Origin of the sequence: Actinomadura sp. 1N219 (assembly GCF_044326405.1) — a bacterium.
Lineage (GTDB): Bacteria > Actinomycetota > Actinomycetes > Streptosporangiales > Streptosporangiaceae > Spirillospora.
Genome location: NZ_JBIRAY010000003.1, coordinates 440,020 through 464,388, shown reverse-complemented (window position 1 = coordinate 464,388; position 24,369 = coordinate 440,020). Strand labels below are relative to the sequence as shown.

Genomic DNA, 24,369 nt, shown 5'->3' with positions numbered 1-24,369 from the left:
GGACGGCCGAGTAGTTTGTAGTTCGATACCGAGCGCTCCCCTCGGTTGCGCTGCCCCAACGACCCCCCGCTCTACCGTTGACAGAGGCGCGCCAGAACCGCTCCCCGGTGCCCGTGAACTGCGAAATCGCTCGTCACCACGGGGCAGCAGCCGAGGTCACTTATTGGTTCGGGGGTGACTTAGGAGAGAAGATGCCCCGTAAATCGCGCACGCTGGCTCCCGCCGCGGCCCTCGCCGTCGCGGCCGTGCTCGCAGTCCCCGTCTCCCCGGCGACCCACGCGGAGGCCGGCCCGTCCGCGCGGAAGGCCGACCCCGCCTTCGACTTCACCAAGCCCACCGTCGCCGCGACCGGACTGACGGTCCCGTGGGGCCTGGACTTCCTGCCCGACGGCAGCGCGCTCATCTCCGAACGGAACAGCGCCCGCATCCTGCAGATGAAGCCCGGCTCGGCGCCGACCGAGGTGGCCCGGCTCTCCGGCGTCACGCCCACCGGCGAAGGCGGCCTCCTGGGCATCGCGGTGTCGCCGACCTACGCGCAGGACGGATACGTCTACGCCTACTACACCGCGGCGTCCGACAACAGGATCGCCCGGTTCAAGCTCGCGGCGTCGCCCCAGCAGGAAATCATCTTCTCCGGCATTCCGAAGAACTCCTTCCACGACGGCGGCCGAATCCATTTCGGCCCCGACAAGATGCTCTACGTCGGCACCGGCGACGCCGGCCGGACGGCCAATTCGCAAAACCCGAGCAGCCCGGCCGGAAAGATCCTGCGCATGAAGCCGGACGGCACCGCGCCCCCGGACAACCCCACCCCGAACTCGGTCGTCTACACCCTCGGGCACCGCAACGTGCAGGGCCTCGCCTGGGGGCCCGGCGGCCACATGTACAACGTCGAGCTCGGCAACAACACCTGGGACGAGATCAACCACATCGAGGCCGGCGACAACTACGGCTGGCCGAACGTCGAGGGCAAGGGCGGCGAGCCGACCTACCACGACCCGATCGCCGTCTGGTCCACGCGTGAGGCGTCGCCCAGCGGCGGCGCCGTCGCGGGCGACACGCTCTACGCCGCCGCGCTCGGCGGCCGCAGGCTCTGGACCGTCCCGCTGAACGGCAACGGCGGAACGTCCGGCCAGCCCGTGGCGGTCCTGCAGGGAACGTACGGACGGCTCCGCACGGTCGCCGTGGGCCCGGACGGCTGGCTCTGGGTGATGACCAGCAACCGCGACGGCCGCGGCCAGCCCGCCCAGACCGACGACCGCATCCTCCGCTTCCCGAAGGTCGCCCGCTGACCGACCGCGTGACGTCTCGCGATCGCCCGCCGTCCGGTCCACGGACGGCGGGCGCTCTACGATGAGAGCTCCGCGCCGCAGGCTGAGAGGTAGGAGAGGCTCGTGGACGAAGAGCGCACACCCCATCCCCGGCCGGCCCCGGCGATCGACACCACGGTGTCGCATTCGGCCCGGATCTGGGACTACTGGCTGGGCGGCAAGGAGAACTACGAGGTCGACCGGCAGCTCGGCGACCAGATCGAGGCGGTGCTGCCCGACATCGTCCAGCAGGCGCGCGCGGACCGCCTGTTCCTCGGCCGGGTCGTGCGCTACCTGGCCGGCGAGGCGGGCATCCGGCAGTTCCTGGACATCGGGACGGGCCTGCCGACGGTCGACAACACCCACCAGGTCGCCCAGGACGTGGCGCCCGAGTCCAAGATCGTCTACGTCGACAACGACCCCCTGGTGCTGGTGCACGCGCGGGCGCTGCTGACCAGCACCCCCGAGGGCGCGACCGACTACCTGGACGCCGACATGCACGACCCGGACGCGATCCTGCGCGGCGCCGAGGCGACCCTCGACTTCTCCGAGCCCGTCGCGATCACCATGCTGGGCGTCGTGTGGCACGTCACCGACGACGACGAGGCGCGCTCCATCGTCGGGCGGCTGATGGACCGGACGGCCCCCGGCAGCCACCTGGCCATCGCGCACCCGACCATCGAGATCACGGGCGAGAAGATGGCCGAGGCGATCCGCCAGTGGAACAAGTTCGGCAAGCCGCCCGGCACCCACCGCACCCCGCGGCAGATCGAGGCCCTCTTCGACGGCCTGGACCTGGTCGAGCCCGGCGTCGTCTCCTGCACGCGGTGGCGTCCGGACGACACCCGGTTCGGCGAGCCCCCCGAGACCGACCAGTTCGGCGGCGTGGCGCGCAAACCCTGACCGGCCCCCGGACGGGGGCCGCGATCAGCGCGGGGTGAGCCGGACGACCGGGTACTGCCGGTCGGACTTGCTCTGGTACTTCGCGATGCGCGGCTGGGCGGTGGCGATGCGCTGCCAGGCCCGCTCGCGGTCGTCGCCTTCGAGCCGGTGCGGCGTCACCGCCACGGAGCCGCGCCCCGGCAGCTCGATCGACGCCTCGTCGGAGTGCGCCATCAGGTTGGCGAACCAGTCCGGGTGCTGGCTCCCGCCGCCGGACGCGACGATCAGCCGGGCGTCCTCATCGTCGTCGGGGAACCACGCCACCGGCGTCTCCCGCTGCTCCCCGCTGTGGCGGCCCACGGTGTGCAAGATCAGCACGTCCATGCCCATGAACTTCGCGCGTCCGCGCCGGACCTTGCGGTTCATGCGGGCGTTCATGCGCTGCTGCATCCAGCGTGAGAACGCGCCTGGCGTGCCGGGCTTGCGCTTCCCGCCGCCGTCCGCCTGATTCTCTGCCATCGGACGCCTCCCGTCGGTCACCTCACTGGTCATGGCGCTCACGCTAGATGCGGCCCGGTCATGCCCGCTTCTCGATTCCTGATCGGTCTCTTGACGCGGACGCGGGTCACTCGTACGGGCTCCTGGGCTTCTTGATGCGCTGCAGTGACCGTCCCTGCAATTCCTGGACCGCCGTCGCCCGCCGCCCGGCCGGAGGCGGCTGCCAGACGCCGACGACCTGGACCCACGCGTCCTCCGGCGGACGGGGGAGCCCGCGCACGATCACCGGGAACGGGACGGCGTCGCCCGCGCAGCACGCCATCTTCAGCCGGATCAGCCGCCAGCCGCGCTCGCCGTTCGCGGCCGGCGAGACGAAACCGGTCAGCCGCACCGGGACGCCCTGGAACCGCGCGGGACCGCCGGACTGCGCCTCGAACGCGCGGCCGATGAACTCGCCCATCGTCATCGGCGCCGGCGGACCCGTCCGCGGCAGCGGGCGGAACCCGCCGGACGGCGCGGCCGGCGGCGGCGCCGTGCGGGCGGCGTCCCGCGCGGCGGTGAACGAGCCGAGCGCGGGCGGCGCGATCACGAAGACCGCCAGCACCGGCAGGCACAGCAGCCAGGCCACCCGAGGCCCGCGCGAATGGTCGTGACCGTGGTCGCCGTCGTCCGCGGAGCCCCTGGCCGCCCGCCAGTCGCGGCGGACACCGGCGGCGCCCAGCGCCAGCAGCGCCAGCGCGGCCGGGACCAGCACGAACCGGAACCCCGGCCGGACGTAGTTGACGTACTCGCCGGTGCCGAGCGTGATCCACAGCACCGCCGCGCCGATCAGGATCAGCAGCAGGTTCTGCCCGGCCCTGCTCATCCCAGCAGCCCTCCCACCAGCGCGCTGACCGCCACCGCGAGGACGAACGTCAGCGGGACGAACCGGACCACGAACCGGCGCCCGAAGAAGCCGGCCTGCAGGGCGATCAGCTTCAGGTCCACCATCGGCCCGACCACCAGGAACGCCAGCCGGGCCGTGGTCGAGAACTGCGGCAGGCTCGCCGCGACGAAGGCGTCCGCCTCCGAGCAGATGGACATCAGCACCGCCAGCAGCGCCAGCAGCAGCACCGACGCCACGGGAATCCCGGCGACCCCCGTCACCCAGGCGGCGGGGATCACCGCGTTGATGGTCGCGGCCGCGGCGGCCCCGACCACCAGGAACCCTCCGGCGTGCATGATGTCGTGCCGCATCGACTGCCGGAACGCCTCCACCCGTCCGGCCGCCCCCTGCGCCCGCGGACGGGACGGCACCGTGAGCCACTCGCCCTTGCCCACCAGCAGCCACGTCCATCCGGCGAGGACGGCCACCGCGAGCGACGCGGCGAACCGGCCGGCGACCATCTCCGGGCTGCCGGGAAAGGCGACGGCGGTGGCGGTCAGCACGATCGGGTTGATCGCCGGGGCGGCGAGCAGGAAGGTGAGCGCGGCGGCCGGGGCCACCCCGCGGGCCATCAGCCCGCCCGCGACCGGCACCGACGCGCACTCGCAGCCCGGCAGCACCGCCCCCATCGCGCCCGCGACCGGGACCGCGGCCCCCGGCCGGCGCGGCAGCACCCGCCGCCACACCGACGGCGGCACGAACGCGGTGATCGCCGCCGACAGCGCGACCCCGAACACCAGGAACGGCAGCGCCTGCACGCACACGGCCACGAACATCGTCGTCCAGGCGTCCAGCGCACGCGCGTCGACGCCCGGCGCCACCCATACCCGGCCGGTGACCAGCACGGCCGCCAGCAGGCCGAACGCCCACGCCGCGCGGGTCCCCGGGGAGGCGGGGGAGCGGCCCCAGTCCGGGGGAGGCAGCAGATCTTCATCGGCGGTCCGGAGACCGGCTCCGTCGCTCATGACCGTCAATCGTTCCAGAGGGCGGGTGCGGAATGGCCGTTGCCGGGGCGCGTCAGCCACCGGTCAGATGGTGGCGGAGGAAGGCGGCCGTGGTGTCGAGGACCCACGATTCCTGGAACCGGACGTCCTCGTGCCCCGCGCCGCCGAGGACGAGCAGCTGCGAGTCGCGTCCGGCGGCGACCAGGGCCTGGTGCATGCGCAGGCTCTGGTCCAGCGCGATCTGCTGATCGCGGTCCCCGTGGACGATCAGCGTCGGCGGCGCGTGGTCGAGGCGCTGGTACAGCGGGCTGGCGGCACGCGCCCAGTGCGGGTCGAGCGTCTTGACGGTGGTCCGCAGGTAGCGGGCGTCGGGCGGGTCGGGCAGCACCTCGCGCTCCAGCTCGGTGCGCGCCAGGCGGGCCACCAGGTCGGTCGGCCCGAAGAAGTCGACGACGGCGTCGATGCGGTCGCCGCGCGGGTCGAGCGCGGCCATCAGCGACAGGTGCGCGCCGGCCGAGGCGCCCCACGCGCCGATCCGCCCGATGGCCAGCCCGTGCCGGGCGCCGTGGGCGCGCAGCCAGCGGACGGCGGCGCGGACGTCGTCGATGGAGGCGGGGAAGGCCCCGGCCTCGCCGAGGCGGTAGTCGATGCTCGCGATCGCCACGCCCCGCTCGGCGAGCCCGGCGGCGAACGATGTGGCGCCGCTGCAGCGGTCGCCGAAGAGCCATGCTCCACCGTGCACCCAGAGGGAGACGGGGTGCGGTCCCGACCCTTCGGGGATGTAGAGGTCGAGCAGCAGCCGCTCACCATCGGCGATGGCGTACTCGACGTCCAAGACCATGCGCTCGTGGGGAGAGGTCATCATGACGCAATGATAACCGTTCCCATTCTTCTGACCAGCCCGTTCGTCCTCCGGGGTCGACAAGCGGACGCGGCGGCCTCACATTGATCATGAGCGAAATGTGAGGAGTGTGCCATGTCATCACCGATGACCCGTCGATCCGCTCTCGTCCTGACTGGTGCGGCCGCGGGCACCGTGGCCGCCGGCCGCCCGCGCGACCACGCCGACCTGGTGCTTCACTCGGGCGTCGTCTGGACGGGCGACGGAACCGCCCAGGCGGTCGCCGTCAAGGGAAAGCGGATCGTGGCCGTCGGCTCCGACCGGCACGTGCTGGAATGCGCGGGAGACCGCACGCGCCGGGTGGACCTGAAAGGGGCCTTCGTCGGCCCCGGATTCCGGGACCAGCACACCCACCTCATCCAGCGCGCGCTGACCGGCGTGGGCCCGGAGGCGTACCGGCCGGCGTGGAAGCCGTACGACGAGGACGAGGCGTTCGAGGCGCGCAGGCGCACCGGGCAGCGGCACGTCGACATCCACGCGCGCGGCGAGACCCCCGTCGACCAGTGCACCCACAGCCCGGTCACCGAGAAGATGAAGAACGACCTGCTGGTCATGCAGGACGAGGTGGCCAAGCAGGGCGTCACCACGGTCGTGGAAGCGGGCCTGCGCGACCTCGGCGCCCTGGACGCGCTCTTCCAGCTCGCCGACGAAGGCAAGCTCAAAGTGCGTTTCCTGGTGCGCGTGGCCTGGGGCTGCATGGAGGAGGCCGCCCGGATGGGCCTGCGCACGGGCTCGGGCAACGACTGGGTCAAAGTCCTGGGAGTGAAGCTCTACTCGGACGGATGGCTAGGCCCCAGGACGTCCGCGCTACGCCAGCCCTACAGCGACGACCCGTACGGCTTCCCCCGCAAGGGCATCCTGTTCCTGGCCCAGGAGCGTGCCGACCGCGATGTCGCCCGCGCCCGCGAGCTGGGCTTCAACATCACCACCCACGCCATCGGCGACCGCGGGCTGAAGGTGACGCTGAACGCCTACGAGCACAACGACGTGTCGCCGCGGGACCGGTGGGCGGTCGAGCACGTCCAGGTCGCGGAGGACGACCTGCTGGAGCGGATGATCCGGCGCGGGGTGATCGCGAGCATCCAGCTGAGCTTCGCGACGTCCGACCAGCGGTTCGCCGAGGACGCGCTCGGACGGCACCGGCTGCGGTACGCCTACCGGTGGCGGGACATGCTGCGCGCGAAGGTGCCGATGGTCGGCGGGAGCGACTTCGACATCGAGGCGCTCGACCCGATGTGGGGGCTGCAGCGCGTGGTGACCCGCACCGAGTTCGACGGCACCCCGCCCGGCGGCTGGCTGCCGGACCAGCGGCTCGACGTCCCCACCGCGCTGCGCCTGGTCACCTCCCGCGCCGCGTTCGCCTCGTTCGAGGAGCGGGACCGCGGCACGGTGGAGCCCGGCAACTACGCCGACCTCGTCGTCATCAAGGAGAACCCGCTGACGATGCCCCCCGAGCGCCTCGCGAGCGCCACCCGCCTGATGACCATCGCCAACGGCAAGATCGCCTCGGAGGGCCCCGTCCGCTACCCGCCCGTGTCCTGACGCCGGGTTCGGTACCGAAGGCGCGGGCGGGCGGCTCTGGCACTACGATCTCGATGCGGTGCCGAGGGCCGAACGGAGCGCGACATGACCGATGGTTCCCCGCTGCAGGCCCACGATCCGGCCGCGGTCGGCGGGTACCGGCTGGTCGCGCGGCTCGGCGAGGGCGGGCAGGGCGTGGTCTACCTCGCGGAGGACCCGGACGGCCGCCGGGTGGCCGTCAAATGCCTGAAGGTCCGGCTCGACGGCGACGCCAAGGCGCGTGAGCGGTTCGCCGCCGAGGTCGCGGCGGCCAAGCGCGTCGCCGAGTTCTGCACGGCCCGCGTGCTGGACGCCGACCTCGACGGCTCCGTCCCCTACCTCGTGAGCGAGTTCGTCGACGGGGTCTCGCTGCTGCGGGCGGTGCGGCAGGGCGGCGTCCGCACCGGCGCCGACCTGGAACGGCTGGCGATCGGGACCGCGACCGCGCTGGTGGCCATCCACCAGGCGAAGGTCGTCCACCGCGACTTCAAGCCGGGCAACGTGCTGCTGTCGGCGCAGGGCCCGCGGGTCGTGGACTTCGGGATCTCCCGCGTCCTGGAAGGCGCGGGCGAGGACTCCAGCCAGGTGGTCGGCACGCCTGCCTACATGGCGCCCGAGTTATTCGCCGGCGGACGCGCCGGGCCCGCCGTCGACGTCTTCGCGTGGGGCTGCACCGTGGTGTTCGCCGCGACCGGCCGGTCCCCGTTCGCGGCCGCCACGATCGAGGCGGTCATGCGGCGCATCTCCGATGACGAGCCGGACCTCGGCGACCTGCGCGGACGGCTGCGCGACCTGGTCGTCCGCTGCCTGGACAAGGACCCCGCGCGGCGTCCGGACAGCGAGGACCTCCTGCTCGGGCTGCTGCGGCGCGAGCCGAAGAGCGAGGTCAGCCTCCAGGCCGCCGCCGCGGCCGCCAGACCCACAACCGAGGCGCCCCCACCCCCGCGCCGGGTGCGCCGCGCCGCCATCACGGCGGCCACGGCCATCGGCGCGGCAGGCGCGGCGGCCCTGGTCACCGCCACCCTGCTGCCGTCCACCCAGGCCGAACCCGACAACGACCCGGCGCGCGCTGGAAATCAGCCCCCGGCACCAGGAGCGACGGCGATGCCGTCGGCGCGCCCATCGAGCCCGACCGCAACCGTCACCTCCCGAACACCGCCCGCCGGCGCGAATCCCGGCGCGTCCCACGCCCCGGCCGGAGGCTCGGAAACCACCCCGAAGCCCGGCAGGGCAGGGGGATCGGCCACCACCTACAAATGGGCGTCGACGGAACTCACCCCGCAGCTGAAAAAGGCGGCCTGCCTCTACCGCATCCGATACGGCAATTTCGGCAACACCGCATTCGCCCAGGTCAGGACCTATGGCTCGGGCTGCGGAAAGGTGACCGTCTCCGTCTACGGGCAGTCCGGCTCGTTCTCCGGGACGTGGAGTTCGGCCGCCTCCTCGGTGCGGAACGGCCAGGACGGATGCGGCGCCTACGTCGAGCGGCAGGCCACGTCGTCCGCGAACCACATCGCGACCGGAATGGCCGTCGCCTTCGACAGCGTCGGCGGCACAGCGCGCTACCTGCACCACGCCGGACAACCGGTCAGCGCGCACCGAGCCTGCTGACTCCCGCCTGACCACCACCGATGTCGTCCTCGGCGCCCTCTTGCCAGAGTATGTCCGACATCGGACAATCGACGTATTACGTAGACCCTGACCTGGCCGCCTACCTAACCTGCCTGGCAGGAAACCCTTCGGTTCCCTACAGGTCTCTACGTTGCGTCGGGAGAGAAGGCGGGAGCGGCACCGGATCGCTCCGCTGGACGAAGCCAGCGACAGGAAACCCCCACGGAGAAGGTGGTCATGTACCGCACAGTTCGGCGACACGTCATCGTTGTCGCGACCCTCACCGCACCGCTGCTCCTCGGCTCCGCCGCACAGGCGGCGGGGACCCCGGCCGACGGCCGGGCCCGGATCTCCACGGCGTTCGAACTCCCCGGCGACCGGGTCTACCCCGAGGGGATCGCCGCCGATCCGCACACCGGAGACCTCTACGTCGGGTCGTTCGAGGGCGGCGCGATCTTCAGGGCCAAGCCGGGGCAGCGCGTCGCCGAGGAGTTCCTCCCCGCGCGCGGCGACGGACGCTCGCAGGCCCTCGGGCTGGAGGTCGACCGGGCCAGGCGCCTGTGGGTGATGGACCGCCTCACCGGGCTCGCGGTCTACGACATCCCCACCCGCCGCCTGCTGGCCCGCTTCGTCGTCCCCGGCCAGGCGACGCGCCTGGTCAACGACATCGCCATCACGCCGGACGGCACCGCCTACATCACCGAGAGCCGGCAGACCGTGGTCTACCGCGTCACGCCCAAGCAGCTCGCGGACGCCGGCGAGCAGGGCGGCGAGGTGCCGCTGACGCCCGCCTTCGACCTGTCCGAGGTGGTGGAGCCGCACGAGCCCAACACGATCACCCTCAACGGAATCGTCGCCGAGCCGTCGGGACGCTACCTGCTGACGGTCGACATGACCGGCGGCGACCTGTACCGCATCGCCCTGCCCTCGGGCAAGGTCGAGAAGGTGGCCCTGAGCGGGGGAGACGTCACCACGGGCGACGGCATGGAACTGCGGAACGGCACGCTGTGGGTGGTCCACCCCATCACGGACGCCAACGCGATCAGCCGGTGGCGCATCGGCGCCGACGGCCGGACGGCCCGGATGTCCCGGCGGCTCACCGACCCGGCGCTGGGGACCCCGACGACCCTGCTGCGAAAGGACGGCAAGCTCTACGTGGTCCGCTCCCAGTTCGACAAGGGCGGCCCCACGGGACCGGGCACCCCGCAACTCCCGTTCTCCATCGCCGTCGTCCGCGGATTCTGATCAGCTCGTCATCCAGTTAGGCGCGGCCTCGGGCCCTGGTCGCGGGGTACCGGGGGGACGTACGTCCCGCCGGCGACCAGGGCCCCCCTAGGACTACGCCGGGCCGGGCCTGCCGGGTAAAGGACTTGGGCGAGAGCTGGGGAGACAATTGACCCCGGCACACGTGAATTGCGGGGCGGTCCGTGCCTACGGTGGACGGAGACGTGAATAGCCGCCCCTTTCGACTTGAGCGCCACGCCTCGCCTAGGAACGAGGAGCGCGAACAATGTCACAACTCACGCATGAGCCCGAACCTCCGGTGGCGGCACTCGCCGCCGCCCGCGTGTATGCCGACGACTTGCTGGGACTGCCCAATGTGTTCGGTGTAGGCGTCGCCCGCAAAATCGTCGGCGGCCGCCGCACCGACACCACCGGCGTCGTCGTCTACGTCACCCGGAAGGAGCCTCCGGCCAATCTTCAGATGTTCCACCGCGTCCCCCGGGAACTGACCGTGAGCGACGAGAGGGTCCCCACGGACGTCGTCCAGACCGCGCCACCGGAACTCCGCGACGTCACCGACGGGAAACTGCGCCCCGTCGTGGGCGGCTGCATGCTCGGAACGAGCTGGGGGAGCACCGGCACCTGCGGGGGCGTGTTCTACGACCGCCACTGGCCGATGGACCCGGTCCTTCTCACCAACAACCACGTTCTCACTCGTCCGGAGACGCCCAATCAGCTCCCGAGCATGCCCACCGTGTGGCAGCCCGCCGGTGTGGAGGCCATCGGATCCACCCGGCGCGTCGAGCCGTGGTGGCCCGCACCACTCGGTGCCGGCCACGCGTATGAGTTCTCCGTGGACGCCGGGATCGTCGGGCTTCTGCCCGAGGTGAGGGCGCGGCCCGAGATCCTGAGCATCGCCGGAAAGCACCCGTTCGTCGTCCTTCCGCCGTCCCTGGACATGCAAGTCGTCCGTCGCGGATTCCGCACGCAGCTCAAACCCGGCACCGTGGAAGCCATCGGTTCCACGGTGTTGATGACCAACAGGGCCGGTAAGCGCGTCAAGTGCGGGGTGGGAGGCACCCTGTTCGCGATCCGCTCGGAGCCGGGCGAGGTCACCGCGATGGCCGGCGACAGCGGATCACTCGTCCTGGACGCCGCGGGCTTCGCCACCCGCGGGCTCGTCTTCGGCTCAGAGCCGGACTATGGCGGGATCACGTGGGCGTGCGACATTCTCGACGTCATGCGGGCGATGGAGATCGACACGGCCTGCAACGGCGGTATCCGCCGCCTGGTCGGCGACGCGGTGCTGAAGGCCCTCGCCTCCTTGATGGCCGAACGTGAAAAGCTGATCGGGGTGCACCTCCGCAAGTTCGCCGAATTCCGTGCCGACTACCTGAGTGGAAGCGGCGAGGGCGCGCTTTCCAGAGCCTTCGGCGCACTGCTGGACGAGGAATCCGGGCAGGCGATCGCCTGGGCCCTGCTCACCGACGAGGAATTCGCCGGCCTGCTGAACCGTGCGATCGGCGACTGGCTCGTCCAGCCCTCGATCTTCGAGATGCTGGAATACGTGCTGCCGGAGGAATTCGCGCCCGATCTGCTCGCGGCGTTCGCACGGCTCAACCGCATCGAGCCGGACGCGATCGACACCGGCTGGCTGGAGGACGTCCTCCAGGACGCCGCCGGCCGCTCGATGCGTGAAGTCCTCGACCGCCAGGTGAAGGCGCCGCAGAGCGGCCGCTTCAGGACGTGAGCGTCGGCGCCAGGCCGAACGTCCGCACCAGGTTCGGGTCGTGGAACGCCGTGATGCGGGCGATCCGGTCGCTCCTCAGGGTCAGGACCTCGACGCCGTGCGCCTCGTACCGGCCGTCGCGCGCACGCTCGTAGGCGGCGAGGGCGGGCTGGCCGTTGGCGGCGGTGGGCACCATCCGCCACCGGTCCTTCCGCAGCACCCTGGCGGCCAGGAACCCGACGACGGCGTCCCGGCCGGTGAACCAGGTGGGGATCGGCGGCATCTCGGCCTCGACGTCGGCGCGCAGCAGGTTCACCAGCCCGCCGGCGTCCGCCCGGGTGAACGCGTCGACGTAGTCGTCGAGGAGGGTTCGCCGGGTCCGCTCGTCCGGCTCGGCCAGGTCGTCCTCGACCGGGCCGATCTCGGCGAGGCGGGCGCGGGCGCGGCGGAGCGCGCTGTCGACGGCCGCGGCCGTCGTGTCCAGCATCTCGGCGACCTCGGCCGTGCGGAACGCCAGGACGTCCCGCAGCGTCAGGACGGCCCGCTGCCGGGCGGGCAGGTACTGGAGCGCGGCGATGAGGGCGAGCCGGACCCCGGCGCGCCCGCTCACGATCGCCGCCGGGTCGCCGGCGCCGAGCAGGGCGTCCGGCGCCGGCTGGAGCCAGGCCACCGCCGGCTCGCGCGGGGCCACCGGCACGCGATGATCGTCCGAGGGCGCCCCGAGGCCGGACGGGAGCGGACGCCGGGAGCGCGTCTCCAGCGCCGTCAGGCAGGCCATGGTGGCGATCTTGTACAGCCACCGCCGCGTCGAGGACCGCCCTTCGAACCGTCCGAACCCGCGCCACGCCCGCAGGTAGGTCTCCTGCACCAGGTCCTCGGCGTCGTGGATCGAGCCGAGGATCCGGTAGCAGTGCGCCAGCAGCTCGGCCCGGAACGGCTCGGTCGAGGCGGCGAACTCGGTGTCCGTCGGCGCCACGGCTACTCCAGGGGAAGCGGTGACGTCCACTGTAGGCGGCGGCTTCATCCGACCGGACGCAGTCCGTCGCCGCTGATCAGGTACTCGGGACCGCCGCCGGGGTCGCCGGCGAGTTCGACGACGGCCTCGGCGACCTGCTCCGGAGTGAGGATCGAGGACATGCCCGCGATGAACGTCTCGCGGTCGACGCCCTGCCGCGCGGCGTAGCCGGCGACCCCGGCCGAGCCGAGCCCGGTGACCGGGGTCAGCTGCGGAAGCAGCGTGACGAACCGGAGGTCCAGGCCGGCCCGCTCCGACTCGTCGGCGGCGTACCCCCGGATGTACCGGACGGCCGCCTTGGCGCTGGCGTACCCGCCGCTGAGCGGGGATCCGGCCAGGGCCGCCCCGCTGGACATCCCGACGACCACGCCGCCCGGGGCCAGGGGCTCCCGCAGCGCCGCCCGCGTCCAGGTGAAGACGTGCCTGGTGTCGGCGTGCCAGTTGCGGCTGAAGGTCTCCCAGGTCTGCTCGTGGACGGGCGCCATGTGCGGCGTGGCCCCCGCGTTGAGCACGACCAGTCCTGGACGGTGTTCGCGGATCACCTGCTGCGCGAGCGCTTCGCCGGTGGCGTCGCCGGCCACGGGGGTGAAGGCGTCGCCGAGTTCGTCGCGGACGGCGCGCAGGTCCTGCTCGCCGCGGGCGATGCCCACGACGTCGGTGCCCGCGGCGACGAGCGCGGCGGCGATCGCGCGCCCGAAGCCGCGGCTGGCGCCGGTGACGACGGCGGTCTTGAAGGAAAGGGACATCGGACGCTCCGAAGTGGTCTCGGTCGGGTTCCGCGTCAAGACCAGCCGCCGCGGCGAAATCCGTCGCCCCACTTCGAAATCCATGACGTGATGTGGACCACACGTCGTGCCGGGAGGTCGTCAGTCGGGCTGCCGGGTCAGCGCCATCGTCTCGCGCTCGTAGGTGCGCAGGGCGTTGATCACCAGGTTCCGCTCGGCGGGGGACAGCGGCTCGAACGCGGTGCGCCAGGCCGCCGCGCCCGCGCCCAGCCAGTCCTCGATCGCGGGACGGTGGGCGTCGGCGATGCTCACGATCGTCCGGCGGCGGTCCCGGTCGTCCTCGCGCCGCAGCAGGATCTCCTGCCGGCTCAGGTCGCCGACCATCAGGCTGACCGTCGTCGAGGCGAGCTGGAGCTGCTCGGCGAGTCGCTTGACCGTGGCGGACTCGTCGTAGAGCAGCAGCGCGAGCAGCGACAGGTGCCGGGGCGTGAGCGCGAAGTCGCGCAGCTGCTCCGGGACCGGCATCCGCTTGGCCCGCGCCACCAGCCGCGGCATCAGCCGGAGCATCTCGCGCACGCCCTCGTCGACGGTCGGGCCGTCGGTTGACATCGAACCCTCCGAGATTTAGTGTTGCTTTCAAATCTATTTTGATAGCAAGGCTTATTATGCCGGAGGGATCTCATGGCCGTCTACGACCTGGACCACTTCACGCTCGGCGTCCGCCACCTCTACGCCGGCGCCGAGCGGCTGCGCGCGGAGGCCGGGCTGCGCAGCCACGAGGGCGGATGGCTGGACGCCGTCCCGACCGCGCACCGCACCATCCCGCTGCCGGGCGACGCCTACGTCAACGTCGAGTCGGTCATCGACCACCACGCCGACGTGGCGCCCGGAGTGGACGCGTTCCGCACCTGGTTCGAGGAGACGACCCGTCTCGGCGACCACTGGATGACCTGGAACCTCAGAGCCCGCAGCCGCGCGGACCTGGAGGAGGTCGCGCGGCGCTTCGGCGGCGAGGTGGTCACGGCGCCCGGCGCCCGCCGGCCGGACGGCTCGACCTGGGCCACCACCATGGCCCCGGGGAACGTCGCGACGACCTGGGGGCGGGGGCTCCCGAACTGGTACTTCCACGAGGACATGGCGGAGCACCCCGCCCGCCGCGCCCCCATGGACCACGAGCGTCCGCTGCGCGAGATCTGCTGGCTGGAGGTGGGCGGCGACCCGGCCGAACTGGAGGAGCACGTCGGCGCCGAGACCTTCGCAGCACTCCCGCTGCGGTTCGTCGACGGCCCCGCCGGGCTGCGCGGCGTCGGGCTGACCACGCGCGACGGCGAGGAGATCGCGCTGCGCGCCCCCTCCGGCGCCCCCGGCCTGGCCGAACTCGCCGCCCGATCCTCCTGAGACCCGGCCGCGGCCCCGGAGCCGGGGGGATTACCGGCTTCTCTCGCGGGCCTCGGTGAGCGCGCGCCGTCCGGTGACCACGAGGAGGATCTCCTTCGCGGTCATCGCCATGACCACGGAGCCTTCGCCGACGGAGACGTCCGCGTCGGTGGCGGTCAGCCTCCGCCCGCCGAGGTCGACGCCGAAGTATTTCAGCTGCTTGTCACCGGCCGACGCCAGGACCAGCGCGAGCCGCTCGGGCGGCGGCGAGGGGAGGCCGAGGGGCTCGGTGACGTCCAGGCCGTGGATGACGTCGTGGCTGAGCGCGCCCGCCTGCCCGCCGCCGGGCGGCCGCCACGGGTGCTCGATGTTGCGCCGGAGAAGGCCGAGGAGCTCGGCCTCGCTCATCGCCCGCGCCGTCGACCGGGCGTCCCGGTCGGCGTAGCGGTTGAACGAGAACCGGGCCCGGACGAGGCCCGCCATCATCCCGAGCGGCTTGGTCCGGAACGGCATCGTCATATGGGCGACCACCTCGCGGACCCGCCAGCCGTCGCACAGGGACGGCACGTCCCACTGCTCCGGCGCGAGGTCGCCGAAAAGGCCGGCGAGCCGCTCCCGTTCCGCCCGGGTCTCGCCGGTCAGGTGGGTCGAGGGTGTTTCCATCGGGTTGTCCTTCCACGTCGTCGGGTGTTCATCGACTTGTACGACGCGGCATGCGACAACTCATCGCTCACACGGTGGCCTGCCCCGCACCCTGGAGTGACTCGGGGAGGCCGAACTCGGCGAAACGGTGCTGCGTGCCGAGGAACGTCACCAGCTGGGTGAGCTGCCCGTCCCGTATGTCGACCGACACCAGCGCGAACGGACGCAGGACGCCGTCGTCATCGGGCCGGTACTGCCCGAACCCGGGGGCGCCGTTGATGCGGCAGAGAACCAGCCGCGCGCCCGCGCAGGAATCGCTGTTGCCAGCGACCGAGGCGATCTCCCCTGCGCCTTCCAGCCGCCACTGGAACGGCGGCATCGAGGCCACCGCGTCCTCGCGCGTCACCGCGGTCAGCCCGGCGATGTCATGGGCCTCGAATGCGGCCACGTACCGGCGGAGCAGGTCACGCTGCCCGGCGTCTTCGGGGTCGTAGAGGTCGAAGGGATCGGGCCGGTTCGCGTCCAGCGTGGCGCGGGCACGCTGCAGCGCGCTGTTCACCGCGGGCACGGTCGTGTCGAGGATCTCGGCTGTCTCCTGGGCGGTGAACACCAGCACGTCACGCAGCACCAGGACGGCCCGCTGACGTGGAGCGAGGTGCTGGAGCGCCGCGATGAACGCCAGGCGAACCGACTCCCGCTCCACGACCACGTCACCGGGGTTCTGGACGTCCAGCAGACGCGAGTCGGGCATCGGCTCCACCCACACCTCTGGGGGGAGCGGCGCACCGAGGCCCGAGTTCTGGGACGACGCCGACCCCGACGCCGACCCCACGTCCATGACCAGGGCACGCCGCTTCGCCGCCCGGAGCATGTCGACGCAGACGTTCGTGGCGATCCGATGGACCCAAGTGCTCAACCGCGCCCTGCTCGGGTCGTACTGGTCCCGCTTGGACGACGCCCGGATCAGGGTCTCCTGCACCGCGTCGTCCGTGTCGGCCGCAGAGCCGAGGAGCCGGTAGCAGTAGCCGGTCAGCGGGACGCGCAGAGCCTCCAGCTCCTCGATCGCCACCCCGCCTCCCCGCACGAGCCACCCCCGTCAGTCGTTGAAGTAGGCCCTGGCGACGGCGTGGGTGTCCTCGTAGAGGTGGTAGCGGGTGATCCGGCCGTCCTGGACCGTGGTGTGCAGGACGAACGCGGTGTCGATGTCCCGGCCCGTCTTCCTGACCTCGGAGACCATGCGTCCGATGAACACCACGTCGGCGCCCTCGGCGATGACATGGCGGAGGTCGAACTCCTTGGGCTGCACATGGGCTCCCAGCAGCTCGAAGAACACCCGCATGCCGTCCGCCGAGTCGACCTCCGGCACCCACGGAATGCCCGGCGGGTGCGGGATCGAGAACGACACCGAGTCGGCGAACAGCGCTGCGGCATCCGCGGGCTTCCCCTCGGCGAGCAGCGCGAACAAGCGTTGGACGGTCTGCGCCGGCGACTCTGCTGTCATGCGGGCAGATGCTACCCGCGTCAGGCGCGGCCGAGGACGCAGAACTCGTTGCCCTCCGGGTCGGCGAGGACCGTCCACGGCACGTCGCCCTGGCCGAGGTCGACGTCGGCGGCGCCGAGGGCCCGCAACCGGGTCACCTCCGCCTCCTTGCCGTCGACGGGGTGCGGCAGCAGGTCGACGTGCAGGCGGTTCCACCATGACCGCACGTCGGGTGCGCGCTGGAGCTCCAGATACGGCCCGACACCGGCGGCGGAGCGCAGCGTCGCGTGATCGTCGGACGCCTCGTGCAGGGTCCAGTCCAGGGCCTCGTCCCAGAACCGGGCCATGGCCCGCGGGTCGGCGCAGTCGACCACGACCGCGGCGATCGGCCCGGTGTCGCGGTAGACCTCCCGGGGCTCCAGCACGCAGAACACGTTGCCCTCCGGGTCGGCCAGGACCGTCCACGGGACGTCGCCCTGGCCCACGTCGGCGGGCGTCGCGCCGAGATCCTTCAGGCGTGCGACCAGCTCCGCCTGGTGGGCGGCGGAGGCGGTGGCGAGATCGAGGTGGACGCGGTACTTCACCGTCTCGGGGTCCGGGACGGCGACGAAGTCGATGTAGAAGGCGGCTGGGTCCGGCCAGGTGAAGCCGGGGGGCGCGAGGTTGGTCACGCCCGGTCCCTCGCTGGAGACGTCCCAGCCGAGCGCGTCCGCCCAGAACCGGCCGAGCGCCGAGTCGTCCCGGGCCTTGATGTTCACCTGAATGAGTCGCAGCGCCATACCGGCTGATCATAGGCCCAGGCGGGTGCGGAACCGGTCTGGAGGCGGGGCGGCCCGGCCGACGACGAATCGTCGGCCGCGGCGTCTGGCGTGATGGCTTATCGGCGGCGCATACTCGCTGGATGGGCGACGACATCGGCGACATGGGCGTCGGCGACGCTTCGGCCGCCGACGAAGAGTGCCTGAGCTCCGGGCTGGAGGTGCTCGTCACCGCCCGCGGGCTGGACGAGCTGCAGGACCGCTACTTCGACTGGGTCGCCGGTCACGTGCCGTCCTTCGCCTACGGCGTCTACCTGTTCGACCAGCGGACGGGCCGGCCCAGGGCGTCGTCGGTGCGCGGGCTCAGCCGGTTCTACGCGCGCCGCTACGAGCGGTTCGGCCGGGCCGTCGACCCGGTGCTGCGCGGGGCGGTGGCGGCACGGCGGGCCTGGGACGACTCCCTGGTCAAGCCCGCCGAGGGGTGGCGGGAGGCGCCGATCGTCCAGGGGCTGTTCCGGCACTACGACATGGCGCACGTGATGTGCGCGCCGCTGATCAGCGGCGGGGAGATCGTCGGGACGATCAATTTCGCCCGCAACGAGGGCGAGCCCGCCTTCGACGACGGCGACCGGCGCAGGGCGACCACGGCGGCGCGGATGTTCCAGGCGGCGGTCGCCGCGACGGACCTGGTGACGGCGATCGACGCCGAGCGGGCGGCGTGGTGGGGCGCGCTGGAGGCGAGCGGGCAGGCGGTCGTTGTCACCGACCTGGAGCGGGCCGAGCGGCACGCGAACCGGCCCGCGCGTGCGCTGCTCGACGCCGCGGACGGCGCGTGGCCGTCCCTCGACGCGGCGATCGACGGCGGCGCGGCGACCCGGCGGCTCACGGTGCGGCCCGCGGGGCAGGACGCCGCGACCGACATCACGGTGACGTCGGCGCCCCTGCCCGAGCGTCCCTCGCTGATCGTGTCGATCCTGTCGGCGCAGTCCCGGACGGCGGCGCCGCCCCCGGCCCTGCGCCGGCTCCTCACCGAGCGCGAGGCGGCCATCGCCGAACTCGTCGCCGCGGGAAAACGCGACCACGAGATAGCCGGACGCCTCCACATCAGCCCGAACACCGTCAAGCACCATCTCAAGTCGATCTACCAGAAGCTCGGCGTGCATTCCCGGGTGGAGCTGGCGGGCCTGCTGCTGCGGTGATCCCACCTTCGGGTGACCCGCGCATTCCCCACGAACGGGCGATGCCGCCGGGAACGGACGATGAATAGCGTCCCAGGCATGGGATCACACAACAGCGTCACCGAGCTGAACGATCTGTTCGTCGAAGCGATGAACGCCGGTGATCTGGACGCCGCGCTCTCCGTGTGGGACGAGCACACGGTGTTCCAGACCGGCCCGGGCACCCCGCCGGCGCGCGGCATGGACCAGCTCCGCGCGGCGCTCGCGGACTTCCTCGCGCTCAAGCCGCACCTGACGATCGAGGAGCTGCACCGGGTCGAGGCCGACGACATCGTCCTGGTCGCGCTGCGCTGGGAGCTGTCCGGGACCGGGCCGGACGGGAAGCCGGTCGAGATGAGCGCGGTCGACTCCAACGTCTTCCGCCGCAGGCCGGACGGCACGTGGCGCATCGTCATCGACAACCCGTTCCACTCCGTCCACATCGGACTGGAGTCATGACCGCGGTCGGCACCGGACGGCTGACCGTCGACCGGCCGCTGCCGGCGATCATCGGCGGGAAGGCGCGGCCGGTCCAGGACGTCATCCCGGCGGTCGAGCCGGCGACCGGACGGACGTGGGCGCAGATCGCGGACTGCGACGCCGCCGTCGTGGCCGAGGCCGTGACCGCCGCGGCCGAGGCGTTCGAGACGTGGCGGACGACGTCCCTCGCGGAGCGGCAGGCGGCGCTGTGGGCCATCGCCGACCGGCTGACCGCGACGGCGGCGGACTGGCCGGCGCTGCTCGCCACCGAGAACGGGCGGGCGATCCGCGAGGCCGAGCTGATCGACGTGCCGACCGCGGCCGAGATCTTCCGGTACTTCGCGGGGATGGCGCGGGGCATCCACGGCGAGACGGTGCAGGGGGCGCCGGAGTCGTCGCACGTCTACACCACGCGGCAGCCGCTCGGCGTCATCGCCGCGATCGTGCCGTGGAACTCGCCGCTCATCTCCGTCGCGCACAAGCTGGCGCCCGCGCTCGCCGCGGGCAACACGGTCGTGGTCAAGCCGTCGGAGCTGGCGTCGGTGAGCACCGTCCGCTTCGCGGAGGCGATCGCGGACCTGCTGCCGCCCGGCGTCGTCAACGTGGTCACCGGCCTCGGCGCGACCGCGGGCGACGCGCTGGTCACCGACCCCCGCGTCGCCAAGATCAGCTTCACCGGCGGGACGGCGAGCGCGCGGACGATCCTCGCCCGCGCGGGCGCCCGGCTGACCCCCGCGCTCATGGAGCTTGGCGGGAAGGGCTCGCTCATCGTCGGCCCGGACGCCGACCTCGACACCCTGACCGAGGACGTGCTGACCGGCGTCTTCGCCGCCAACGGCGAGGTGTGCTTCGCCGCGTCCCGGCTGCTCGCCCACGCCGCCGTGCACGACGAACTGCTGGACCGGATCACGGCGCGGGCGGACCGGATCCGCGTCGGCGACCCGCTAGACCCCTCGACGCAGCTCGGCCCCCTCATCGGCCTCGCGCACCGGGACCGGGTCATCGAGGCGGTCGACCAGGCGGTCGCGGAGGGCGCCAGAGTATGCGCGGGCCACCGCGTCCCGGACCTGGACGGCGAGCTCGCCGGCGGCGCGTTCTACCGGCCGACCGTCCTCGCCGACCCGGACGGCAAGACGAGCGCCTCCTGCGATGAGTTCTTCGGCCCCGTCCTCACCGTCGAGCGCTGGACGGACGAAACCGAAGCCGTCACCCGCGCGAACGCCGTCGCCTACGGCCTCGCAAGCGGCGTGTGGACGTCCGACCTGGCCCGGGCGCACCGCATCGCCGGACGCCTCCAGGCCGGGATGGTCTGGGTCAACACCTGGTTCGCCACGCCCCTCGGCCAGCCGCAGGGCGGGGTCAAGGCCAGCGGCTTCGGCCGCGAGGGCGCCGCGGAGACCGTCCGCGAGTACCAGGCCGTGAAGGTCGTCAACGTCAGTCTCGACACCGCGCGTCCCCCCATGTGGGACTGACGCGCCGCACGAACGTGGAGGAACCATGGACTTCCAGCTGGACGAGCAGAGCCGGCGAATGGCCGAGACCGGGAAACGGCTCGCGGACGTGCTGGCCCAGCGCGCCGCCGACGCCGACGAGCGGCGCCTGATCCCGGCGGAGAGCTTCGCCGAACTGCGCGAGGCGGGCCTGTACGGGGCGGGGTTCCCCGCCGACCTGGGCGGGCTCGGCGTGCGGTCGACCGCGTGGCTGGCGACCGTCGAGCAGCTCGCGCAGGGCGACGCGTCGACCGCCCTCGGATTCAACATGCACTACGTGGCCACCCGCCTGGCGGGGGAGCTGCCGTCGTTCGACGCCGCGGCGCGGAAGCACGTCGCGGCGCTGGTGATCGACGACGGCGCGCTGATCTCGGCGCCGCTGTCCGAGCCGTCCTCGTCCAGCCTGCTGCCGGGCTCGTTCCTGCCGACGGTGACGGCGACCCGCACCCCCGGCGGCGGCCTGCGCGTGAGCGGGACGAAGATGTACGCCTCGATCTGGGAGGCGAGCGACTACGCCTTCATGCTCGCCCGCCCCGACTGGAGCGACGATCCGGCACTCGTCGTCGCGTTCCTGCTCCCGGTCGCCCAGCCCGAGCACATCGTGGTGGACGACGTCTGGGACACGCTCGGGATGCGGGCGACGCGCAGCAACAAGGTGAGCATCGACGGCGCGCACGTCCCGGCGGAACTCGTCCTCGGGCCGATCGGCGACTTCGTCAACAACTGGATCGTCGCGCAGGCGGCCGTCACGTGGGGCGGCTACACGGCCTGCTACCTCGGCCTCGCCGAGGCGATGGTGAGCTGGCTCGCGGAGAACCTCGGTACCCGGACGGCGAAGGGCTACGCCCAGCCGATGGGCTACCACCCGTCGATCAGCTCGGCGGTCGGGCGCATCTCGACGCACGTCGAGGCCGCGCGGCTGATGATGTACCGGGCCGCGTGGAAGGCGGACACGGAGGGCCCGGGCCTCGCCACCTGCCACGCGTACCTCCAGGCGAAGCTGATGCTCGCGGACGCGATCGGACGCGTCGTCGAGCTCGGCACCACCGCGGGCGGCCTCACCGCCCTGATGCGCCCCCGGGGCTACGAGCGCATGCTGCGCGACGTCACCACCGCCGCGATCATGCCGCCGAACGCCTACGCCTGCGCCGAGATGGCCGGCCTGATCACGATGGGTCTCGACCCGTCCCAGGCCCCCTCGCTGGCCACGGCCTGAGCGACGGGTGACCGAGATGCAGCAGGCCGCGGCGGACGTCGCCGCGCTCCGCCGGACCTTCGGGTGCTTCCCGTCGGGCGTGACGGCGGTGTGCGCCCTGATCGACGGGGCGCCGGCGGGGATGGCGGCGAGCTCGTTCACCTCGGTGTCCCTGGACCCGCCGCTGGTGTCGATCTGCGTCCAGAACACCTCGGCGACCTGGCCGCGGCTGCGGCGCGCGCCGCGGCTCGGGCTGAGCGTCCTCGCCGAGAGCCACAACGAGGCCTGCCTGCGCCTGTCCCGCAAGGAGGGCGACCGCTTCGACGGGGTCGACTGGGAGCCCAGGCCGGGCGGCGGCGTGTTCGTCCTCGACGCCGCCGCCTGGCTGGACTGCCGTCTTCACGACGAGATCCCGGCGGGCGATCACCTGATCGTCCTGCTGGAGGTCCTCGGCCTGCTCGCCAGGCCGGACACCCCTCCGCTGGTGTTCCACACGAGCCGCTTCCGCCGGCTGGCACCCGTTTGAGACACGGGCACCGGAATCCGGTGCCCGTGTTCGCGTTTCACACGTCCCGGACGCCGAGCAGCTTGGTCACCCCGCGGCCCGCCGCGTCCAGCAGACCGGCGAACCGCTCGGCCCTGCCCGCCGCGACGGGCCCGGTGACCGACAGGGCCGCGACCGTCGTCCCGGTGGCGCCCGCCAGGGGAATGGCGACGCTCATGTATCCGATGCGGGCCTGCTCGTACTCCACCGCGTACCCGAGTTCGCGGGCGCGCCTCAACTCCTGCTCCAGCAGGCCGGGCGCGACCGTCGTGCGCGGGGTCGGCCGGGCGAGCGGCCCGGCCACGACCTCGTCGAAGAGGCGGCGCGGCCCGAACGCCAGCAGGGCCTTGCCGGTGGCGGTGCAGTGCAGGGGCATGCGCCCCGCCACCCGGGACGGACGCCCGACCTGCCGGTGCCCGGAGACCTTCTCCAGGTAGAGGACCTCCAGCCCGTCGACGACGGCGAGATGGATCGTCTGGCCGGTGGCCTGCAGCAGGTCCTCCATGAACGGCCGGGCGAGCTCCCGCAGGATGCGCTGCCGCGGCACCCGCTGGCCGATCTCGAACAGCCGCATGCCCAGCCGGTACCTGCCGCCGCGCCGCTCCAGGAACCCCCAGCGCACCAGCTCCTGGCTGAGCCGGTGCACGGACGACTTCGCCAGGCCGGTCCGGCGCGTCAGCTCCGAGAGACCGAGGTCCTCGTCGTCGAGCCCGAACGCCTCGAGGATGAGCCGGGCCTTGCCCAGCACGCTCCCGCTCTCGGCGGGCGACTCCAGCACGGCGTCCATTGCCCGATGGTTCACCTGCGAAAACGTCCCTGTCAACGCCCAAAGTCCACCCACCGGACCAACAATGGCCCCCCGGTCACAACCTGCTGGCCGACTCGCGGGCCGGTCGCCGTGGCTGCGGTGGGCGTGTCGTGGGGGCTGGGCATCGCTGCAGGTAGTAGCCAACTGACCGACTGTTCGGTACGTCTCGCGGGTGCTACTGGCTCCTTGCGAGAGTCGTCAGATCATCTTGACCTCGCGGCGAGATTCGACTTACTATTCAGTAAAACTAGCGAAGGGGCGGCGGTGCGGACACGGTACGGCATGCTGGAGGTCTCGGTAGACGATCAGGGCGTCACCTTGGTGATGTTCGACCGGCCGGAGAAGTCCAACAGCCTCACCTACGAGTTCTGGACCGACATCCAGGCCCTCGCCATGGACGCCGAGGCAGACGACACCGTCCGGGCCGTGGTGGTCGCGGGCAAAGGGAGGAACTTTTGTGCCGGCGGCGACATCGACGGCTTCGGCGACCTCGCTGACGTCCCGGCTCGTCGCCGCTTCCAGGAAGTCGCGTTCGCTGGGTTCCGAGCGTGGGAGCGGCTGTCCAAGCCGACAATCGCGGCTGTGCACGGATACGCGCTCGGCGGCGGTTGCGAACTCACGATGATCACTGACCTGGTCGTCGCCGACACGACCGCACGGTTCGGGGTTCCCGAGGCGTCCGTGGGACTCATGCCCGGTCTGGGCGTGGTGCGCGGCCCGGCCAACACGAACCTCCACTGGTTGAAGTACATGATCTACACCGGCGAACACTTGTCCGGTGAAGAGGCTCGGCTCGCGGGGTTGGTGAACCTGGTGGTCGACGAGCGACAGCACCTCGAAAAGAGCATCGAACTCGGCCGGCGGATCGCCGGCAAGCCGGCGACGGCACTTCGGGTGGCCAAGAGGATCCTCAACCGCGGCAGCGACGAGGGATACGACTACAGCCTCGAGGCCACCTCGCTGCTGCACAGCACCGAGGACCAGCGCGAAGGAGTCGCGGCCTTCCGCGACAAGCGAGCCCCGCAGTTCAAGGATCGGTGAGGGCTGTGGCCGC

The 24,369-nt window shown here is 72.2% G+C and carries 25 protein-coding genes; 13 read left to right on the top strand and 12 right to left on the bottom strand.

The features are described from left to right. The first annotated feature begins 191 nt into the window (after positions 1 to 191). Both ACH35V_RS14350 and ACH35V_RS14345 read left to right on the top strand, forming a co-directional pair. A complete protein-coding gene (locus ACH35V_RS14350) occupies positions 192 to 1,292 on the top strand; it encodes a PQQ-dependent sugar dehydrogenase (protein WP_395972595.1) in 1,101 nt (366 codons plus the stop codon). Between the two features lie 102 nt (positions 1,293 to 1,394). Further along, positions 1,395 to 2,213: an SAM-dependent methyltransferase gene (locus ACH35V_RS14345; RefSeq protein WP_395972594.1), complete on the top strand. Its 819-nt coding sequence runs from the start codon at positions 1,395 to 1,397 to the stop codon at positions 2,211 to 2,213. A gap of 24 nt (positions 2,214 to 2,237) precedes the next feature. Here ACH35V_RS14345 and ACH35V_RS14340 read toward each other — a convergent pair whose 3' ends face one another. The 4 genes from ACH35V_RS14340 to ACH35V_RS14325 form a co-directional block, all read right to left on the bottom strand. Next, positions 2,238 to 2,711: a nitroreductase family deazaflavin-dependent oxidoreductase gene (locus ACH35V_RS14340; protein WP_395972593.1), complete on the bottom strand. Its 474-nt coding sequence runs from the start codon at positions 2,709 to 2,711 to the stop codon at positions 2,238 to 2,240. 106 nt (positions 2,712 to 2,817) lie between these two features. Next, positions 2,818 to 3,555 carry a TIGR03943 family putative permease subunit gene (locus ACH35V_RS14335; RefSeq protein WP_395972591.1) on the bottom strand — a complete coding sequence of 246 codons (738 nt, stop codon included), beginning with the start codon at positions 3,553 to 3,555 and terminating at the stop codon, positions 2,818 to 2,820. Next, positions 3,552 to 4,580: a permease gene (locus ACH35V_RS14330; protein ID WP_395972590.1), complete on the bottom strand. Its 1,029-nt coding sequence runs from the start codon at positions 4,578 to 4,580 to the stop codon at positions 3,552 to 3,554. Before ACH35V_RS14330 ends, ACH35V_RS14335 begins: the two co-directional genes overlap by 4 nt. 52 nt (positions 4,581 to 4,632) lie before the next feature. Then, on the bottom strand, positions 4,633 to 5,424 hold the full coding sequence (locus ACH35V_RS14325) for an alpha/beta hydrolase fold domain-containing protein (RefSeq protein WP_395972589.1): 792 nt from the start codon (positions 5,422 to 5,424) through the stop codon (positions 4,633 to 4,635). 111 nt (positions 5,425 to 5,535) lie between these two features. Between ACH35V_RS14325 and ACH35V_RS14320 the strand changes: the two genes are divergently transcribed. From ACH35V_RS14320 to ACH35V_RS14305, 4 genes are all read left to right on the top strand, one after another. Beyond that, positions 5,536 to 7,002, top strand: coding sequence for an amidohydrolase (locus tag ACH35V_RS14320; protein ID WP_395972588.1), 1,467 nt, complete (start codon positions 5,536 to 5,538; stop codon positions 7,000 to 7,002). Between the two features lie 84 nt (positions 7,003 to 7,086). Continuing rightward, complete coding sequence (locus tag ACH35V_RS14315; protein WP_395972586.1) at positions 7,087 to 8,631, top strand: protein kinase; 1,545 nt, start codon at positions 7,087 to 7,089, stop codon at positions 8,629 to 8,631. A 237-nt stretch (positions 8,632 to 8,868) separates the two neighbouring features. After that, positions 8,869 to 9,876, top strand: a complete 1,008-nt coding sequence (locus tag ACH35V_RS14310) for an SMP-30/gluconolactonase/LRE family protein (protein WP_395972584.1) — start codon at positions 8,869 to 8,871, stop codon at positions 9,874 to 9,876. A 265-nt stretch (positions 9,877 to 10,141) separates the two neighbouring features. After that, positions 10,142 to 11,605 carry a hypothetical protein gene (locus ACH35V_RS14305; RefSeq protein ID WP_395972583.1) on the top strand — a complete coding sequence of 488 codons (1,464 nt, stop codon included), beginning with the start codon at positions 10,142 to 10,144 and terminating at the stop codon, positions 11,603 to 11,605. On the opposite strand, the gene ACH35V_RS14300 is transcribed toward ACH35V_RS14305, so the two are convergent. From ACH35V_RS14300 to ACH35V_RS14290, 3 genes are all read right to left on the bottom strand, one after another. Beyond that, complete coding sequence (locus tag ACH35V_RS14300) at positions 11,595 to 12,560, bottom strand: RNA polymerase subunit sigma-70 (RefSeq protein WP_395972582.1); 966 nt, start codon at positions 12,558 to 12,560, stop codon at positions 11,595 to 11,597. The genes ACH35V_RS14305 and ACH35V_RS14300 overlap by 11 nt on opposite strands. Positions 12,561 to 12,604: 44 nt before the next feature. After that, on the bottom strand, positions 12,605 to 13,345 hold the full coding sequence (locus ACH35V_RS14295) for an SDR family oxidoreductase (RefSeq protein WP_395972581.1): 741 nt from the start codon (positions 13,343 to 13,345) through the stop codon (positions 12,605 to 12,607). 120 nt (positions 13,346 to 13,465) lie between these two features. Beyond that, a complete protein-coding gene (locus tag ACH35V_RS14290) occupies positions 13,466 to 13,933 on the bottom strand; it encodes a MarR family transcriptional regulator (protein WP_395972579.1) in 468 nt (155 codons plus the stop codon). 72 nt (positions 13,934 to 14,005) lie between these two features. Between ACH35V_RS14290 and ACH35V_RS14285 the strand changes: the two genes are divergently transcribed. Next, positions 14,006 to 14,722 (top strand): VOC family protein, encoded by a 717-nt coding sequence (locus tag ACH35V_RS14285; RefSeq protein ID WP_395972578.1) that lies wholly within the window; start codon positions 14,006 to 14,008, stop codon positions 14,720 to 14,722. Positions 14,723 to 14,752: 30 nt separating this feature from the next. On the opposite strand, the gene ACH35V_RS14280 is transcribed toward ACH35V_RS14285, so the two are convergent. The 4 genes from ACH35V_RS14280 to ACH35V_RS14265 form a co-directional block, all read right to left on the bottom strand. Then, a complete protein-coding gene (locus ACH35V_RS14280) occupies positions 14,753 to 15,364 on the bottom strand; it encodes a maleylpyruvate isomerase family mycothiol-dependent enzyme (RefSeq protein ID WP_395972577.1) in 612 nt (203 codons plus the stop codon). A 67-nt stretch (positions 15,365 to 15,431) separates the two neighbouring features. After that, the gene (locus ACH35V_RS14275; RefSeq protein ID WP_395972576.1) at positions 15,432 to 16,412 is read right to left on the bottom strand and encodes an RNA polymerase subunit sigma-70; all 981 of its coding nucleotides are present in this window, start codon (positions 16,410 to 16,412) and stop codon (positions 15,432 to 15,434) included. Between the two features lie 27 nt (positions 16,413 to 16,439). Further along, positions 16,440 to 16,844: a nuclear transport factor 2 family protein gene (locus ACH35V_RS14270; protein WP_395972575.1), complete on the bottom strand. Its 405-nt coding sequence runs from the start codon at positions 16,842 to 16,844 to the stop codon at positions 16,440 to 16,442. Positions 16,845 to 16,864: 20 nt separating this feature from the next. Beyond that, positions 16,865 to 17,602: a VOC family protein gene (locus ACH35V_RS14265; RefSeq protein ID WP_395972574.1), complete on the bottom strand. Its 738-nt coding sequence runs from the start codon at positions 17,600 to 17,602 to the stop codon at positions 16,865 to 16,867. Positions 17,603 to 17,724: 122 nt separating this feature from the next. Between ACH35V_RS14265 and ACH35V_RS14260 the strand changes: the two genes are divergently transcribed. The 5 genes from ACH35V_RS14260 to ACH35V_RS14240 all read left to right on the top strand — a co-directional run bounded on the left by ACH35V_RS14260 (position 17,725) and on the right by ACH35V_RS14240 (position 22,489). Next, complete coding sequence (locus tag ACH35V_RS14260) at positions 17,725 to 18,780, top strand: LuxR C-terminal-related transcriptional regulator (RefSeq protein ID WP_395972572.1); 1,056 nt, start codon at positions 17,725 to 17,727, stop codon at positions 18,778 to 18,780. Positions 18,781 to 18,858: 78 nt separating this feature from the next. Next, entirely contained in the window at positions 18,859 to 19,257 is a 399-nt protein-coding gene (locus ACH35V_RS14255; RefSeq protein WP_395972571.1) for a YybH family protein, read from the top strand. Then, on the top strand, positions 19,254 to 20,750 hold the full coding sequence (locus ACH35V_RS14250; RefSeq protein WP_395972569.1) for an aldehyde dehydrogenase family protein: 1,497 nt from the start codon (positions 19,254 to 19,256) through the stop codon (positions 20,748 to 20,750). The genes ACH35V_RS14255 and ACH35V_RS14250 overlap by 4 nt, the downstream gene beginning before the upstream one ends. A 25-nt stretch (positions 20,751 to 20,775) precedes the next feature. Then, on the top strand, positions 20,776 to 21,984 hold the full coding sequence (locus tag ACH35V_RS14245; RefSeq protein WP_395972568.1) for an acyl-CoA dehydrogenase family protein: 1,209 nt from the start codon (positions 20,776 to 20,778) through the stop codon (positions 21,982 to 21,984). 16 nt (positions 21,985 to 22,000) lie between these two features. Then, positions 22,001 to 22,489, top strand: a complete 489-nt coding sequence (locus ACH35V_RS14240; protein ID WP_395972741.1) for a flavin reductase family protein — start codon at positions 22,001 to 22,003, stop codon at positions 22,487 to 22,489. A 37-nt stretch (positions 22,490 to 22,526) separates the two neighbouring features. Here the strand turns inward: ACH35V_RS14240 and ACH35V_RS14235 are convergent, their stop codons facing one another. Beyond that, the gene (locus ACH35V_RS14235; protein WP_395972566.1) at positions 22,527 to 23,309 is read right to left on the bottom strand and encodes an IclR family transcriptional regulator; all 783 of its coding nucleotides are present in this window, start codon (positions 23,307 to 23,309) and stop codon (positions 22,527 to 22,529) included. 288 nt (positions 23,310 to 23,597) lie between these two features. Here ACH35V_RS14235 and ACH35V_RS14230 point away from each other — a divergent pair, with 288 nt between their 5' ends. Beyond that, positions 23,598 to 24,356 (top strand): enoyl-CoA hydratase/isomerase family protein, encoded by a 759-nt coding sequence (locus ACH35V_RS14230; RefSeq protein ID WP_395972565.1) that lies wholly within the window; start codon positions 23,598 to 23,600, stop codon positions 24,354 to 24,356. Positions 24,357 to 24,369: the final 13 nt, after the last annotated feature.